This window comes from Sutcliffiella tianshenii, assembly GCF_016908565.1.
In the GTDB taxonomy this organism is placed as follows: domain Bacteria; phylum Bacillota; class Bacilli; order Bacillales; family Bacillaceae_I; genus Sutcliffiella_A; species Sutcliffiella_A tianshenii.
This window is the reverse complement of sequence record NZ_JAFBED010000002.1, coordinates 90,112-104,719: the sequence shown is the minus strand read 5'-3', so window position 1 is coordinate 104,719 and position 14,608 is coordinate 90,112. Positions and strand designations below refer to the sequence as shown.

Genomic DNA, 14,608 nt, shown 5'->3' with positions numbered 1-14,608 from the left:
GTCCTTCCTATTTACCTAGTTCAAGCGTTTTCATCATGATGCCTTTGGAAGCGTTAAACACTGTAACATTCGCTTCGTATGATCTAGAGGCACTCATGAGATCCACCATTTCTTTTAGAGGATCAACATTCGGGAGCTCCACGTACCCCTCATCATTGGCATCAGGATGCTCAGGATCAAACACGATTCTAAATGGTGCATCATCTTCTTTAATTCGTGTAACCTTCACTCCATTGCCGATGCTTGATGAGCCTGAAGCTTTTTGGAGAAAAGACTGAAAGCTACCCTCTTTCGGAGCCGTCTCTACTACCTTTCTTTTATATGGCACCCATTCACCATCTACCAATTTACCTCTGGTAGAATCGACATTTGCCATATTGGATGAAATGACATCCATCCGCAATCGTTGTGCAGTTAAGGCAGAAGCGGAAATATTCATACTTTTAAACATGGACATTACCCTTTACCTCCTTTTATTACGTTCTGCAGCGATTGAAATTTTCCACTTAGTTGATCGATCATAGTATAGTAATAGATTTGATTTTCTGCCAAGTCTGACATTTCTTTATCGATATCCACATTGTTTCCATTATGCGAGTACGAATGGGATGTATTATTTATCGTAAAAGCTTGTTTCGAGGTTCCCGTGAAATCATGATGTCTGCTGTCTGTTTTTTTTGCATTCATCGCATCCTGATAAAATTGCCCGAAATTTGGACTTACTTCTTTTCGTTTGTAGTTAGGTGTATCAACATTGGCAATATTTTGAGAAATTGCTTTATGTTTCATTCCCGAATATTGGATACCTTTTTCTAGCGCACTTATTGATGTCGAAAAAATTTTCATTATGACCCCCAAAAAATTTAGAAAGATGACGAATTATATAGTTTTGTCGAAAAATGTATGTATAAATTCATTGTAAATTATGGAACCCCATATGTCTATGTGTCAAATGTTAAAAAAAATCGTCAATTTGACTCATTTTTTGTCGTAGGACTAAAGTCACGACAAAATCCGACAATACTGGAATATATGGACAAAAGAAAAAAACCTACCTTTATTCAGGTAGGTTTTCTTCTATTAGTGAGACTTTAACTTAGACAGTTCCATCAAGAACTTATCATTAAGCACTTTGATATATGTTCCTTTCATCCCTAAAGAACGGGACTCAATTACGCCGGCACTTTCAAGCTTACGAAGTGCATTTACGATAACAGATCTTGTAATACCGACACGGTCAGCGATTTTACTTGCTACAAGTAGACCCTCTTTGCCATCGAGCTCTTCAAAGATGTGCTCGATCGCTTCCAGTTCGCTGTAGGAAAGGGAACTGATGGCCATTTGTACAACAGCTTTACTTCTTGCTTCTTCTTCAATTTCTTCCGCTTTTTCGCGAAGAATTTCCATACCTACTACAGTTGCTCCATACTCTGCAAGAATCAGGTCATCATCTGAGAATGGTTCCTGCAGACGGGCAAGAATAAGGGTTCCTAAACGCTCTCCCCCACCGATGATCGGCACGATTGTAGTCAAGCCTGATTGGAACAGATCTTTGTTTTCTACAGGGAAAGCTGTATATTCACTTTCAACATCGAGGTTGGATGATGTTTCAGAGATGTTGAATAGGTTTTTGGTATACTCTTCAGGGAATTGACGATCTTCCAACATCTTGATCATTCTCTCGTTTTCGATCTGCTGGTTAATGGAATAACCAAGCAGCTTTCCGCGACGGCTAAGCACGAATACATTCGCTTCGATGACATTGCAAAGCGTTTCGGACATTTCCTTGAAATTTACTGGTTTTCCTGCCGCTTTTTGCAGCATTGCATTGATCGTTCTTGTTTTTTGTAATAACGCCATAACTATTTCCTCCTAGAATCTACTTCTATAATATAAATTGACTTAAATCTTTATTTTTTACGATGGAGCCCAATTTTTCTTCTACATACTGCGGCGTGATCACTATTTTCTCCAGAGTGATATCCGGTGCTTCAAAAGAAAGGTCCTCCAACAGTTTTTCAAGAATGGTATGCAAACGTCGTGCCCCGATATTGTCTGTATCCTGATTCACTTGAAAGGCAACTTCTGCTATCTTACGAATAGCATCGTCAGAAAATTCAACTTGTATACCTTCCGTTTCCAATAATGCTATGTACTGCTTCAATAAGGCATTATCCGGCTCGACAAGTATCCTTACAAAATCTTCTACAGAAAGCTTGGTAAGCTCCACACGGATCGGAAAGCGACCTTGCAGTTCCGGTATCAGGTCTGAAGGCTTCGCCATATGAAAGGCCCCAGCTGATATGAATAGCACATGGTCCGTTTTCACTTGACCATATTTGGTGACAACGGTTGAACCTTCCACAATCGGAAGAATATCCCGCTGTACTCCCTCACGCGATACATCCGCTGATGATCCACTGTTCTTTTTGGCAATTTTATCGATTTCGTCAATGAAAATGATGCCGCTCTGCTCCGCACGCGTTACAGCATCCTGCGTAACCTCATCCATATCGATGAGCTTGTGCGCTTCTTCATTTGTCAAAACCGGTCTTGCTTCAGCAACAGTAAGCTTCCGTTTTTTCTTTTTCTTCGGCATCAGGTTGCTTAAAGCATCCTGCATGTTCATGCCCATTTGTTCCATACCCGAACCCTGAAGCATATCAAACATAGATCCTTGTTGTTCTTCCACTTCAATCGTGATATACCTGTCTTCAAGTTCACCCAATGCAAGCTTATGCGCCATTCTTTTTCTTTGCTCCTGAATGGACACTTCCTCTTGTTTGGACTGTTCTTCAGAATCTGAATTCTGTGCATTTCCCCCAAAAATCATTTCAAAAGGATTTTTATAGGAAGTGTTTTTCTGCTTTCCGGGTACGAGAAGCTCCACAATGCGTTTATTGGCATTTTCGAGTGCCTTCTCTTTCACCTTGATCATTTTCTCTTCTTTCACAAGACGGACAGACGTTTCAACGAGGTCACGGACCATGGATTCCACATCCCTGCCCACATAACCGACCTCTGTGAATTTCGTCGCCTCCACTTTGATGAAAGGAGCCCCTACTAGCTTCGCTATCCTTCTTGCTATTTCCGTTTTCCCGACACCCGTGGGACCGATCATCAGGATGTTCTTCGGCACAACTTCATCCCGCAATGATCCCTGGAGCATATTTCTCCGGTGCCTGTTTCTAAGTGCCACGGCTACGGCTTTTTTTGCATTTGTCTGCCCTACAATATATTGATCAAGCATTTCCACTATTTGCCTAGGGGTTAATTTTGTACTCATATATCCAACCGCCTTTTCTATAGTTCTTCTACAATGATATTGTGATTCGTATAAACACAAATTTCGCCAGCCATATCCAGTGCCGCCTGCGCAATTTCCCTTGCAGTCATATGATCTCCGGCATAACGCTTTAATGCGCGTCCCGCAGCGAGGGCGTAATTGCCTCCAGAACCGATAGCAAGGATGCCGTCATCCGGCTCGATTACTTCACCCGTACCGGATACAAGAAGAAGGTTTGAATCATCCATGACAATCAACATTGCCTCGAGCTTCCTGAGAACTCTATCGCTGCGCCAATCTTTTGCAAGTTCGACTGCCGCCCTTTGCAAATTTCCATTATATTCTTCCAGTTTTCCTTCAAACAATTCAAATAAAGTGAAAGCATCCGCAACGGAGCCGGCGAATCCTGCAAGTATCTTCCCGTTGAAAATTCTACGGACCTTTCTCGCAGTATGCTTCATCACTACAGCATTTCCTAAGGTAACTTGGCCGTCACCAGACATTGCCGATTGGCCATTGTGCTGGACTGCAAATATCGTGGTGGCATGAAAAGAAGACATGGGGATTCCTCCTATTTGATCCTCACGCACGAGGATGAAATTGATTGTATGTTTGCTGAAGACGATCTTTCGTCACATGTGTATAAAGCTGAGTGGATGAAAGGCTGGAATGTCCAAGGAGCTCTTGTACCACCCTCAAATCCGCCCCTTCATTTAACATGTGGGTTGCAAATGTATGTCGTAGGACATGGGGGCTTATATGTAATGTAGAGCTGGTCTTTTTCACCATCTCATTCAAAACCACCCTCACACCACGGGGGGTGAGCGGATCACCGCGGAAATTCAGGAATAGCGTCCTCGCGTTAGGCTGTTTGCCTTTGGCGAGCAATTCCTTCCGTCCATTTTCCATATAGTGTTCGAGGGCCTCTTGTGCATAGCTGCCAAAAGGAACATACCTCTGTTTATTTCCTTTTCCGGTTACAAGGATGGTACCGAGGCTAAAATCAATATCCTGCAGCTGAATCTGGCAGCACTCACTTATCCGAATGCCTGTAGCGTATAGGATCTCCAAAAGAAGTTGATTTCTTTGGCCAAGGGCCGTATCAAGATCTGAAACCGCAAATAGTTTTTCTAATTCTTCACTATACAAAAATTGAGGCAGGCGTTTTTCCTGCTTGGGCAGGGAAACGGTCGTGAAGGGATTGACGCTCAGATGCTCTTCCCGGATCAAAAATTTGAAAAAACTTCGCAGGCTTGAAGTTTTTCTGGCAACCGATCTTCTGGCATACTTTTTCTTATGTAGCCTGGTCAGGTACAAACGTGCTTCTATATGGGTGATATCACTTATGCTAGTAAGCGCTTCTTCTTTCATAAATTCAAAAAAATCTTCAATATCCTTTTGATAATACACAATAGTATATTTTGAATAGTTTTTCTCAATCTGTAAATATTCCAAAAAAGAACTTAACGAAATCTTAACATTTTGCATTTTATTTTATCACCTCACAAGGGCTACTAAATATTATCACAATTTAGTAGCCCTTGCAATCAATTTGATTAACTTTTTACAAAATTCTGAATTGTTTCCAACGCTCTCCTAGCATGTGCTTCATTGCGTTCCTGCTTATTCTTTATCTTGGTCGGCAAATCTGGGAACAAACCGAAATTGGCGTTCATCGGCTGGAAATTCTTTGCGTTTGTCGTTGTAATATAATGTGCCATGCTTCCGATGGCAGATTCTTTTGGAAACTCCACAGGCTCTTCCCCAGTTACGAGTTTCGCTGCGTTATAGCCGGCCACCAGACCAGAAGCCGCTGATTCCACATAACCTTCCACTCCGGTCATCTGACCTGCGAAGAAAAGGTTTTCCCTTGCTTTAAACTGGTATGTCGCTTTGAGCAGGTTAGGGGAATTGATGAATGTATTCCTATGCATGACGCCGTAACGGACGATTTCCGCATTCTCTAGACCAGGTATTAATCTTATCACATCTTTTTGAGGACCCCATTTTAAATGTGTCTGAAAACCGACAATGTTATATAAAGTTCCTGCAGCATCATCCTGGCGAAGCTGGACAACCGCATATGGGCGCTTATCGGTTTTTGGATCTTCTAGTCCTACAGGTTTCAGAGGTCCGAAAAGCATCGTCTTTTTCCCGCGGTTTGCCATCACTTCAATAGGCATGCAGCCTTCAAAGAAGATTTCTTTTTCAAATTCTTTCAATGGTACCGTTTCCGCCTCAATCAGGGCCTCGTAGAATGTATTGAACTGTTCTTCTGTCATCGGACAATTCAAGTATGCCGCTTCCCCTTTATCGTACCTGGACTTTAAGTACACGATATCCATATTGATGCTGTCTTTTTCAATGATCGGTGCTGCAGCATCATAGAAGTACAGATATTCTTCCCCTGTAAGGGAACGAAGTTGGTCTGAGAGTGCTTTTGAAGTTAAAGGGCCGGTTGCGATGATCGTCGGACCTTCAGGGATCTCTTCCACTTCTTCATTGAATACAGTGACATTCGGATGGTTTTTCACCATATCGGTAACCTTTGCAGCAAACTCATGTCGGTCGACCGCCAACGCCCCTCCTGCAGGTACGGCACATTCATCCGCCGATTTTATGATGACAGAGTCAAGCATCCGCATTTCTTCCTTTAATACCCCGACTGCATTTGTCAGTGTGTTCGCTCTTAATGAGTTTGAACAAACCAATTCCGCAAATTTATCTGTATGATGTGCAGGTGTCTGCCTGACCGGTCTCATCTCATAAAGATGAACCTGAATCCCTCTATTTGCAAGCTGCCAAGCCGCCTCGCTCCCTGCTAAACCAGCTCCGATAACTGTTACCACTTGTGTTGTCATAATCATATTTCCTCCAAATCTGAAACTTACTGACCATTTTGTGTATAGGGCCTTCTATAAACTACTTTACCAAATGAAAAGGGGCTGACGCAAAGTGTTGAGGTGTCAGACCCTTTTCTCTTATGCTTGCTGCTCTTCTTTGTAATCACATTCAACGCATTGTACTTGAACGCCCTTTTTGAGTTTTTTCTCTACAAGCAATGATTCACATTTCGGGCATTTACGCGCTATCGGTTTATCCCATGATAGGAATTCACACGTTGGATATTGATCACAGCCATAGAAGATGCGCTTCTTTTTACTTTTTCTTTCCACGATATTCCCTTTTTCACATTTAGGGCAAGGTACGCCGATATCCTTCACGATTGGCTTCGTATTGCGGCAGTCCGGAAAATTGGAACAGGCCATGAATTTTCCATAACGTCCCATTTTGAAAACCATTTCGTGTCCACAAAGTTCACAATCTTCACCTGCAGGTTCATCTTTGATTTCGATTTCCTGCATTTCTTGCTCAGCTCTTTCCAAACGCTTGGCGAATTCATGGTAAAACCCATCAATGATATTGACCCAATTCACCTTGCCATCTTCCACATTATCAAGATTTGTCTCCAAATCTGCGGTAAACTCCACATTGATGATTTCAGGGAAAAATTCCAAGATCAATTGGATGACGATGTTACCAAGTTCTGTCGGTACGAACCTTTTGTTATCAAGGGCGACATAGCCACGCTTTTGGATGGTGTCAAGTGTCGGGGCGTAGGTGGACGGCCTGCCTATGCCAAGCTCTTCCAAAGTCCGTACAAGCCTTGCCTCTGTATATCTTGGCGGAGGTTGTGTGAAATGCTGCTTCGGATCAACATCCTTGGAGAAAACTTTGTCACCTTTCTCAAGTGCGGGAAGAAGGCTTTCCTTTTCTTCCTGCTGATCATCACTGCCTTCCACATAAACCTTCATAAACCCGGCAAACTTGACGGTTGATCCAGTAGCACGGAACATCACGTCATTTTGTGAAAGGTCGATGGACACGGTATCCAGGATAGCCGGTGCCATCTGACTTGCCACAAATCTTTCCCAAATCAGTTTATATAATCTGAATTGGTCACGGGACAAGTATTCTTTAATGGACTGCGGGTCTTTCATGGTAGAAGTTGGGCGGATCGCCTCATGGGCGTCCTGGGCATTTGCCTTTTTCGTTTCTTTTCGTTGTTCATTCGAGAGAAACTTCTGGCCGAAAGTCTTCTCTATGTACTCTACCGCTTCCTTTTTGGCAGTTTCTGAAATCCTGGTGGAGTCAGTACGCATATAGGTGATCAAACCTACAGTGCCTTCTTTCCCAAGCTCGATTCCTTCATACAACTGTTGTGCAAGCATCATCGTTTTCTTGGCACGGAAGTTAAGTTTACGCGCTGCTTCCTGTTGCAGGGAAGAAGTGATAAATGGCAGTGCGGGATTTCTTTTGCGCTCCTTTTTTGTGACACTTTGTATTTCAAAGGAATTGCCTTCCAATTTACCAAGAATGGCTTTGACATCCTCTTCGGAGTTCAGTTCAGTCTTTTTCCCGTCAATACCATAGAAGCTTCCCTCAAATTCCTTTGAGTCATTAGTGATGAATGAACCCTTGATGGTCCAGTACTCCTCTGGCGTGAAAGCATTGATTTCATTTTCCCGATCGATGATCAGTCTGACTGCCACAGATTGGACACGTCCTGCACTTAATCCTTTTTTAACTTTCTTCCAGAGTAAAGGGCTGATATTGTAGCCAACAAGGCGATCAAGGATCCTTCTTGCCTGTTGTGCATCCACTACATCGAGATTGATGGGTCTTGGATGTTTGAAGGATTCCTTGATTGCATCCTTCGTGATCTCATTGAAGACAACCCGGCAATCCGATTGAAGATCGATATCGAGACTATGTGCCAAATGCCATGCAATTGCTTCCCCTTCGCGATCCGGGTCAGCTGCGAGATATATTTTCTTGGCTTTTTTGGCTGCGGTCTTCAATTCTTTAAGAACTGGCCCTTTTCCGCGGATGGTGATGTATTTAGGTTCAAATTCGTGTTCCACGTCTACACCCATTTGGCTTTTAGGCAGATCCCTGACATGTCCCATCGATGCTTTGACTTTATATTTTTTTCCCAAATAGCGCTCGATTGTTTTCGCTTTAGCTGGGGATTCCACTATCACTAAGTATTCTGACATTCAATAATCCTCCTCAAGAGGGTAAATTCTTAGAAAAAATAGGCCTCATGCCATTTGTTTTCTCAAAGTTTTTAACAACCACTTTTTACATTCAATTTTTATCAAAAGGTAAATTTTTTGTTTTTAAAGTTTTATTTCAGTTAAACACCGCTGTTGATTTCCGCACTAGGCTTCGCTTTCCGCGGGGCGTTTGTGGAGCCTCCTCGGCTGCGCCTGTGGGGTCTCCACTAAACGCTTCCTCCCGCAGGAGTCTTCGCCTATTGCTCCAATCAACAGCTAGTCAATCTTTAAAAATAACACTAAGTTTTTCCATTGCATTATTTTGTACATTCCATTCATTAAATCTCCACCATTATTAAATATTCAGGAAGGGTTTGTCAAACAACTTCACGTTCCTTCTATTTATTATGTAGTCAGATATTATGCTTTTCATACTAGATTGCATGAAAAAAAGTACAACTTATGAATATCGTTGTACCCTATAATAATATAGACATATAAACATTTGTAAAGTAAAAAAAGAAAATTTTTATAAAAAATTGAAATTTATTTGTCTTTTTTTATGAAAATTTTAGAAAATTCCACTATCGCAGTTCATTTAGTATATCATGATGACTCATTACAAGTGTGGCCCCCTGCTGTATCAGGCTGTTTGTCCCTGTTGCCGTCGGTTCTACAATTGATCCAGGCACCGCAAAGACATCCCTGCTTTGTTCGAGAGCTTGATCTGCGGTAATCAAACTGCCGCTTTTCTCTTTTGCTTCTATTATAATAACACCTTCGCTTAACCCGCTGATGATTCGGTTCCTTTTAGGGAAATGCCATTTTTGAGGAGATGTGAATGGGGGATATTCTGAAATCAATAGATGTTCTGCCGCAATGTAGTCCGCTAGTTTTTGATTTTCTTTCGGATAAATTTTCATTAAACCACTACCAAGCACCGCAATGGTTGAGCCCTTATGTTCCATGGTCAATCTATGGGCAACTGTGTCGACTCCCTTCGCCAAACCGCTTACGGTGACAAATCCTTCTTTTACTAATGGCGGTACCAATTTCTGAAGTGATAATCGTCCATTCTCTGTCATATTTCTTGTTCCGACCACACCAAGGATCCTAGCCTTCATTAAATCGGTACTGCCCTTTGTATACAAGACTAATGGCGGGTCGTATATCTCCTTCAAAAGAAGAGGATATTCTTCATCAAATATAGTGAGCATGCGGATTTTTTCCTTTTGATAGATGTCAAGGAGGCGGTGGAATTGCGGGCTATTCATATAGTCTATAGCAGCTAGTGCCATATCTTGTGAAAGGGAAGTGAGCCGGGAGATTTCCAATGGAGGATATTGCTGAAGGGTTTCAAGGGTGGGGTCCATCTTAATAAAATTGATAATTGCAGAATCATTCAGATAAGGGCAATGATGCAAGGCAATCAGTCTTTTTTTCCATTTTTCCATAGGGTCGCAGCACCTCATTCTATTATTTTGTGAATATTGGAAATAGGAATAGCCGCTACCGGCTATTCCTATTCAATCTTTGATCAGTGAGTTTTACATTTATCGTAAATGCCTTGTTCCTTGATCACTTTGATAAGTGTTTCACCCATTACAGACGGAGTGTCTGCAACTTGGATTCCACACTCATTCATCACGCGGATCTTTTCGTCTGCCGTACCTTTACCACCGGAAATGATTGCGCCGGCATGGCCCATACGTTTTCCTGGAGGCGCAGTGCGTCCACCGATGAATCCGACTACAGGTTTTGTCATGTTTTCTTTTACCCATAGTGCAGCTTCTTCTTCTGCAGTTCCACCGATTTCACCAATCATGATGACAGCATACGTATCTTCATCTTCATTGAATGCTTTTAACACATCAATGAAGTCTGTGCCGTTGACCGGATCTCCTCCGATACCAACTGCTGTTGATTGTCCGATACCCTCTTGTGATAATTGATGCACAGCTTCATATGTCAATGTACCAGAACGGGATACTACCCCTACATGGCCTTTTGTATGGATGTAGCCAGGCATGATTCCGATCTTGCACTCATCAGGAGTGATGACACCAGGACAGTTAGGACCCACTAGGCGAGTCTTTTTCCCTTCCATATAGCGCTTCACTTTTACCATATCAAGAACCGGGATGTGCTCAGTAATACAAATAGCCAAATCCAATTCAGCGTCAACCGCTTCCATGATTGCATCTGCAGCAAACGGAGCCGGAACATAGATTACGGATGCATTTGCACCAGTAGCCTTTACCGCTTCTTCCACTGTGTTGAAAACAGGTACGCCTTCCACTTCAGTGCCGCCCTTACCTGGTGTTACACCACCAACGATCTGTGTGCCATACTCCAGCATCTGTTTTGTATGGAACAAAGCTGTAGAACCAGTGATACCTTGTACAATTACCTTTGTATCTTTATTAATAAATACGCTCATGTATGCTCCCTGCCTTTCTTATCCTACTTGTGCTACGATTTTTTGTGCTCCATCAGCCATGGATTCAGCTGCAACGATATTTAGACCAGATTCACGTAAAATCTGTTTTCCTAAGTCAACGTTCGTACCTTCCAAACGTACAACCAAAGGAACTTCAAGTCCTACTTGTTTCGCTGCTTCCACTACACCTGTAGCGATGATGTCACACTTCATGATTCCACCGAAGATGTTAACAAAAATTCCTTTTACATTATCATCAGAAAGGATAATCTTGAAAGCTTCAGTTACTTTCTCAGCAGTAGCACCGCCCCCAACGTCCAGGAAGTTAGCAGGGTCTCCACCGTAATGCTTGATGATATCCATCGTTGCCATCGCAAGACCGGCACCGTTTACCATACAACCGATGTTTCCATCCAGGGAGATATAGCTTAGGTCATATTTGGAAGCTTCGATTTCTTTTGCATCTTCTTCTTCCAGATCACGATATTCAACAATGTCTTTATGACGGTAAAGGGCATTTGCATCAAAGTTCAACTTTGCATCAAGTGCCATTACCTTTGCATCACCAGTTACAACCAGGGGATTGATTTCAGCGATCGAGCAATCTTTTTCCACAAAAGCAGTATATAGGCTCATCATGAATTTAACAGCTTGTCCCACTAATTCTTTCGGGATGTTGATGTTGAACGCAATACGACGAGCCTGGAATCCTGTTAATCCAACAACAGGGTCGATTACTTCTTTGAAGATTTTCTCAGGCGTATGCTCAGCCACTTCTTCGATCTCGGTTCCACCTTCTTCAGATGCCATCAATACGACACGTGAAGTAGCACGATCCAAAACTAATCCGATATAATATTCTTTCTTTATATCGCAACCCTCTTCGATAAGTAGACGTTTTACTTCTTTACCTTCAGGGCCTGTTTGATGTGTGATCAACGTTTTGCCTAAGATCTCGTTTGCATATTCGCGGACTTCATCAAGATTCTTCGCAACTTTGACTCCGCCGGCTTTACCGCGGCCACCTGCGTGGATCTGTGCTTTTACTACACAAACTTCTGTTCCTAATTCTTTAGCAGCTTCTACTGCTTCTTCTACAGTAAATGCAACGCGGCCATTCGGAACAGCTACCCCGTATTTTCTGAGGATCTCTTTTCCTTGATATTCATGGATATTCATTTCCCATCCTCCAATCTTATGTATCGCAAAAATAATAATTAAAAATAGACTGCGCTTTCATTTTATTAAAAGGTTTATGAAATGTCTACCTTTCTGCAAAAATATTATACTATTTTCAAAAAATTAAAGTTTGACACCTAGATTTTGTATTAAATGAGGTTCAAAAATGCCGAAAATCGAATTTTTGACAGATTATTCAATTATTTTGTTATTTTAATAAACCTTCTATCTTCATATCCGGGGAATCATTTTTCTCTTTTTGATGCAATTGATACACAAAGGACAGCACCTCCGCTATCACCTCATACAGCTCCTCAGGGATGCTTTCATTCAATTCGACCTCGAGAAGCATCTCTATCAAAGCTGAATCCTCCTGAAGCGGGATATTGTGTTTCACTGCTTCCTGGATGATGTTTTCCGCTACAATGCCCCTTCCCTTTGCACTGACGACTGGCGCGGAATGCTTCGCTTTATCATACTTCAAAGCAACTGCTTTCTTTCTTTCCATTGACGCTTCACCTTGGCTATTGCTCATATTCGAAAGTCCACTCCTTCCTCGGAAGTACTGAATATTTTTTTGACAAAATCCAAAGGCAACTCCTCAAGCTTATCTTCTTGCTTTTGAACTGTTTTTACCGCTGAGAGAGTATAACCCTTCTGGGAGAGATTTTCTTTTAGCTGGGGTAGCCCCTTCTCCACCAAATCACCTAATGGAGGGTAGGAGTTGTGGATGGACAAGGTAATCACTCTTTGTTGGACGAACAAGTCGACCAAAGTGGTGGAAAAGAGCGGCAAATCGAGATAAAGGACAATACGGCAATAATCAGGATCAATTCCCTCGCCCTTTTTCTTTTTGGAACTCAGATGAACATACCACTCCCTGGATTCTTTCTCGACCATTACCGGGATAGGAAGGAATAGGTGTTGGAAAGAACCTTCTTCCCTGCTAAGGAGTTGAAAACCTGTTAATTTATTTACGAGCTTTGCGACATAGCCGCTTTCCTCCTTATTCATCATGCCTTTCGCATATTCTAGCAGTAAGGGCTTGAGTTGCTCTAACGGATGGCTTGATAAAGACTGCTGTGAGTGGAGCCTTTGAAACAGGGTATTCTCATAATCCAATCCCGTATTGGAAAATAGTTGTTTCAAAAATAACACCATTTCCTTTTGTGACTGGAGAGGGGCGGGAATTGTAATCTTTTCAAGCTGAGCTTGCAGTTTCATCGTTTCGGGGCTTGCATCCCGTGACACATTGATTAGTTGTTTCACCTTTTCCAGAGTACTTCCCAATGATTCATCATCGAGCAAGGCTGCAGTCAGTAATGGCAGGTTTTTATATACGGCTTCAGGTGTGGCAGCATTTCGAACGATCAAGAATTTTGCCAATTCCATCGTGATCTCCTTTTGAGCACCTTGATATCCATCAATCACTTTTGCCAGTTGTTGAAGGTCAGCGGGAGCAAGCTTCACCCCTGCTTCTCTTGTGTGCTGCTCCAGCCTTTGTATAGAAGACTGTGGTTGAATATGTTGCAACCCTTTTGATGGCGTTCTGTTCCCGGGCAAAGGCTGTGCATCATTCTCAATGGCCGGTATTGTGCGGTCCACTTTGAGAACTATCCCTTTTTCTTCACTTATACTATGAAAAACATATTCTTTTCCCACTTCAACAGCCCCTGAGATCTTGGCTGAAAAAGAGACTCTCCCTTTTTGAATGGTAAAAAGAGCACCATTCAGCTGCTCTGTCACCTTTGCTTGAAATATGCCCGGCAGCTTAAGATTACCCTTATCCATTTTATTTAATAGGCCATCCGGAATCCTATGCTGTATAAGCTGCCAAATATTCATCGCGCTATTCCCCTTTTTCTCAACTCACAACCAATTCTTTTACCGGGGAAAAGGAGTGTCGATGCTCCTCCATGATTCCCACTTCCTTTATGGCCTCCAGATGTTCACTTGTTCCATATCCCATATTCTTTTCAAAACCATATTCAGGGTATTGTGCCGCAAGTTCTTTCATATACGTATCACGGGCCTCTTTTGCAAGCACAGAACTTGCTGCAATGGAAATACTCTTAGCGTCCCCTTTGATGATGGAAGTCTGAGGAATGTCAAGGTCGAGCTTCATTGCATCGATCAGGAGATGGTCCGCTTTAACTGACAACTGTTCAATCGCCAACCGCATCGCAAGCTTGGTAGCTTCATAGATATTGATCCTGTCGATTGTCTTGGAGTCCACAATTCCGAAAGCATAGCTGATGGCATGCTCTTTGATATACTCATTGAAATAAGCCCGCTTTGAAGCTGATAGCTTTTTGGAGTCTGTAAGACCTAAAAGTAGAAAGTCTTTCGGAAGGATGACCGCTGCAGCAATCACAGGACCTGCCAGCGGTCCGCGTCCTACTTCATCCACCCCTGCAATATGGTGACACCCTTGTTGATAAAGCGCGCTTTCAAATTGGCTCATTTCTTCAAACTGTGTATGTAATTGCATGTCCTGCTCGATTCTTTTTTCCCATCGGTTCAACAGGGCCCTTACACCTTTACGTTCGTCATTTTTCAGCATATTCAAATACGGATCATCCGCGCTTTTAACTTCTCTAAGTTTTGCTTCTATCTCTTTTATCGGAGTGTTTTTCATTGTGT

The 14,608-nt window shown here is 42.4% G+C and carries 14 protein-coding genes; all 14 read right to left on the bottom strand.

All coding sequences use genetic code 11. The annotated features are described in order from the left end of the window. Positions 1–7: 7 nt before the first annotated feature. Positions 8–457, bottom strand: a complete 450-nt coding sequence (gene flgC / locus JOC95_RS04035) for a flagellar basal body rod protein FlgC (RefSeq protein WP_204413678.1) — start codon at positions 455–457, stop codon at positions 8–10. Continuing rightward, on the bottom strand, positions 457–846 hold the full coding sequence (gene flgB, locus JOC95_RS04030) for a flagellar basal body rod protein FlgB (RefSeq protein WP_204413677.1): 390 nt from the start codon (positions 844–846) through the stop codon (positions 457–459). Before flgB ends, flgC begins: the two co-directional genes overlap by 1 nt. A 234-nt stretch (positions 847–1,080) precedes the next feature. Then, the gene (gene codY, locus JOC95_RS04025; RefSeq protein ID WP_204413676.1) at positions 1,081–1,860 is read right to left on the bottom strand and encodes a GTP-sensing pleiotropic transcriptional regulator CodY; all 780 of its coding nucleotides are present in this window, start codon (positions 1,858–1,860) and stop codon (positions 1,081–1,083) included. A 25-nt stretch (positions 1,861–1,885) separates the two neighbouring features. Further along, positions 1,886–3,286 carry an HslU--HslV peptidase ATPase subunit gene (hslU, locus tag JOC95_RS04020; RefSeq protein ID WP_204413668.1) on the bottom strand — a complete coding sequence of 467 codons (1,401 nt, stop codon included), beginning with the start codon at positions 3,284–3,286 and terminating at the stop codon, positions 1,886–1,888. A 17-nt stretch (positions 3,287–3,303) separates the two neighbouring features. Beyond that, positions 3,304–3,846, bottom strand: a complete 543-nt coding sequence (hslV, locus tag JOC95_RS04015; RefSeq protein ID WP_204413666.1) for an ATP-dependent protease subunit HslV — start codon at positions 3,844–3,846, stop codon at positions 3,304–3,306. Between the two features lie 22 nt (positions 3,847–3,868). Further along, positions 3,869–4,774 carry a tyrosine recombinase XerC gene (gene xerC / locus JOC95_RS04010; RefSeq protein ID WP_204413665.1) on the bottom strand — a complete coding sequence of 302 codons (906 nt, stop codon included), beginning with the start codon at positions 4,772–4,774 and terminating at the stop codon, positions 3,869–3,871. A 68-nt stretch (positions 4,775–4,842) separates the two neighbouring features. Beyond that, the gene (gene trmFO, locus JOC95_RS04005) at positions 4,843–6,147 is read right to left on the bottom strand and encodes an FADH(2)-oxidizing methylenetetrahydrofolate--tRNA-(uracil(54)-C(5))-methyltransferase TrmFO (RefSeq protein WP_204413663.1); all 1,305 of its coding nucleotides are present in this window, start codon (positions 6,145–6,147) and stop codon (positions 4,843–4,845) included. A gap of 120 nt (positions 6,148–6,267) precedes the next feature. Then, the gene (topA, locus tag JOC95_RS04000; protein ID WP_204413661.1) at positions 6,268–8,346 is read right to left on the bottom strand and encodes a type I DNA topoisomerase; all 2,079 of its coding nucleotides are present in this window, start codon (positions 8,344–8,346) and stop codon (positions 6,268–6,270) included. A gap of 584 nt (positions 8,347–8,930) precedes the next feature. Continuing rightward, complete coding sequence (gene dprA / locus JOC95_RS03995) at positions 8,931–9,800, bottom strand: DNA-processing protein DprA (protein ID WP_204413659.1); 870 nt, start codon at positions 9,798–9,800, stop codon at positions 8,931–8,933. 83 nt (positions 9,801–9,883) lie between these two features. Continuing rightward, positions 9,884–10,786 (bottom strand): succinate--CoA ligase subunit alpha, encoded by a 903-nt coding sequence (sucD, locus tag JOC95_RS03990; protein WP_204413656.1) that lies wholly within the window; start codon positions 10,784–10,786, stop codon positions 9,884–9,886. A gap of 18 nt (positions 10,787–10,804) precedes the next feature. Further along, complete coding sequence (gene sucC, locus JOC95_RS03985; RefSeq protein WP_204413655.1) at positions 10,805–11,965, bottom strand: ADP-forming succinate--CoA ligase subunit beta; 1,161 nt, start codon at positions 11,963–11,965, stop codon at positions 10,805–10,807. Positions 11,966–12,173: 208 nt separating this feature from the next. Next, positions 12,174–12,473: an EscU/YscU/HrcU family type III secretion system export apparatus switch protein gene (locus JOC95_RS03980; protein WP_239582703.1), complete on the bottom strand. Its 300-nt coding sequence runs from the start codon at positions 12,471–12,473 to the stop codon at positions 12,174–12,176. Positions 12,474–12,496: 23 nt separating this feature from the next. Next, positions 12,497–13,810: a hypothetical protein gene (locus JOC95_RS03975; protein ID WP_204413645.1), complete on the bottom strand. Its 1,314-nt coding sequence runs from the start codon at positions 13,808–13,810 to the stop codon at positions 12,497–12,499. A 19-nt stretch (positions 13,811–13,829) separates the two neighbouring features. Next, positions 13,830–14,603 (bottom strand): ribonuclease HII, encoded by a 774-nt coding sequence (locus JOC95_RS03970; RefSeq protein ID WP_204413644.1) that lies wholly within the window; start codon positions 14,601–14,603, stop codon positions 13,830–13,832. Positions 14,604–14,608 lie beyond the last annotated feature (5 nt).

Coding starts and splice junctions, on each gene's coding strand:
- flgC (WP_204413678.1), bottom strand. CDS start 457: ATGTCCATGTTTAAAAGTATGAATATTTCCGCTTCTGCCTTAACTGCA.
- flgB (WP_204413677.1), bottom strand. CDS start 846: ATGAAAATTTTTTCGACATCAATAAGTGCGCTAGAAAAAGGTATCCAA.
- codY (WP_204413676.1), bottom strand. CDS start 1,860: ATGGCGTTATTACAAAAAACAAGAACGATCAATGCAATGCTGCAAAAA.
- hslU (WP_204413668.1), bottom strand. CDS start 3,286: ATGAGTACAAAATTAACCCCTAGGCAAATAGTGGAAATGCTTGATCAA.
- hslV (WP_204413666.1), bottom strand. CDS start 3,846: ATGTCTTCTTTTCATGCCACCACGATATTTGCAGTCCAGCACAATGGC.
- xerC (WP_204413665.1), bottom strand. CDS start 4,774: ATGCAAAATGTTAAGATTTCGTTAAGTTCTTTTTTGGAATATTTACAG.
- trmFO (WP_204413663.1), bottom strand. CDS start 6,147: ATGACAACACAAGTGGTAACAGTTATCGGAGCTGGTTTAGCAGGGAGC.
- topA (WP_204413661.1), bottom strand. CDS start 8,346: ATGTCAGAATACTTAGTGATAGTGGAATCCCCAGCTAAAGCGAAAACA.
- dprA (WP_204413659.1), bottom strand. CDS start 9,800: ATGGAAAAATGGAAAAAAAGACTGATTGCCTTGCATCATTGCCCTTAT.
- sucD (WP_204413656.1), bottom strand. CDS start 10,786: ATGAGCGTATTTATTAATAAAGATACAAAGGTAATTGTACAAGGTATC.
- sucC (WP_204413655.1), bottom strand. CDS start 11,965: ATGAATATCCATGAATATCAAGGAAAAGAGATCCTCAGAAAATACGGG.
- JOC95_RS03980 (WP_239582703.1), bottom strand. CDS start 12,473: ATGGAAAGAAAGAAAGCAGTTGCTTTGAAGTATGATAAAGCGAAGCAT.
- JOC95_RS03975 (WP_204413645.1), bottom strand. CDS start 13,810: ATGAATATTTGGCAGCTTATACAGCATAGGATTCCGGATGGCCTATTA.
- JOC95_RS03970 (WP_204413644.1), bottom strand. CDS start 14,603: ATGAAAAACACTCCGATAAAAGAGATAGAAGCAAAACTTAGAGAAGTT.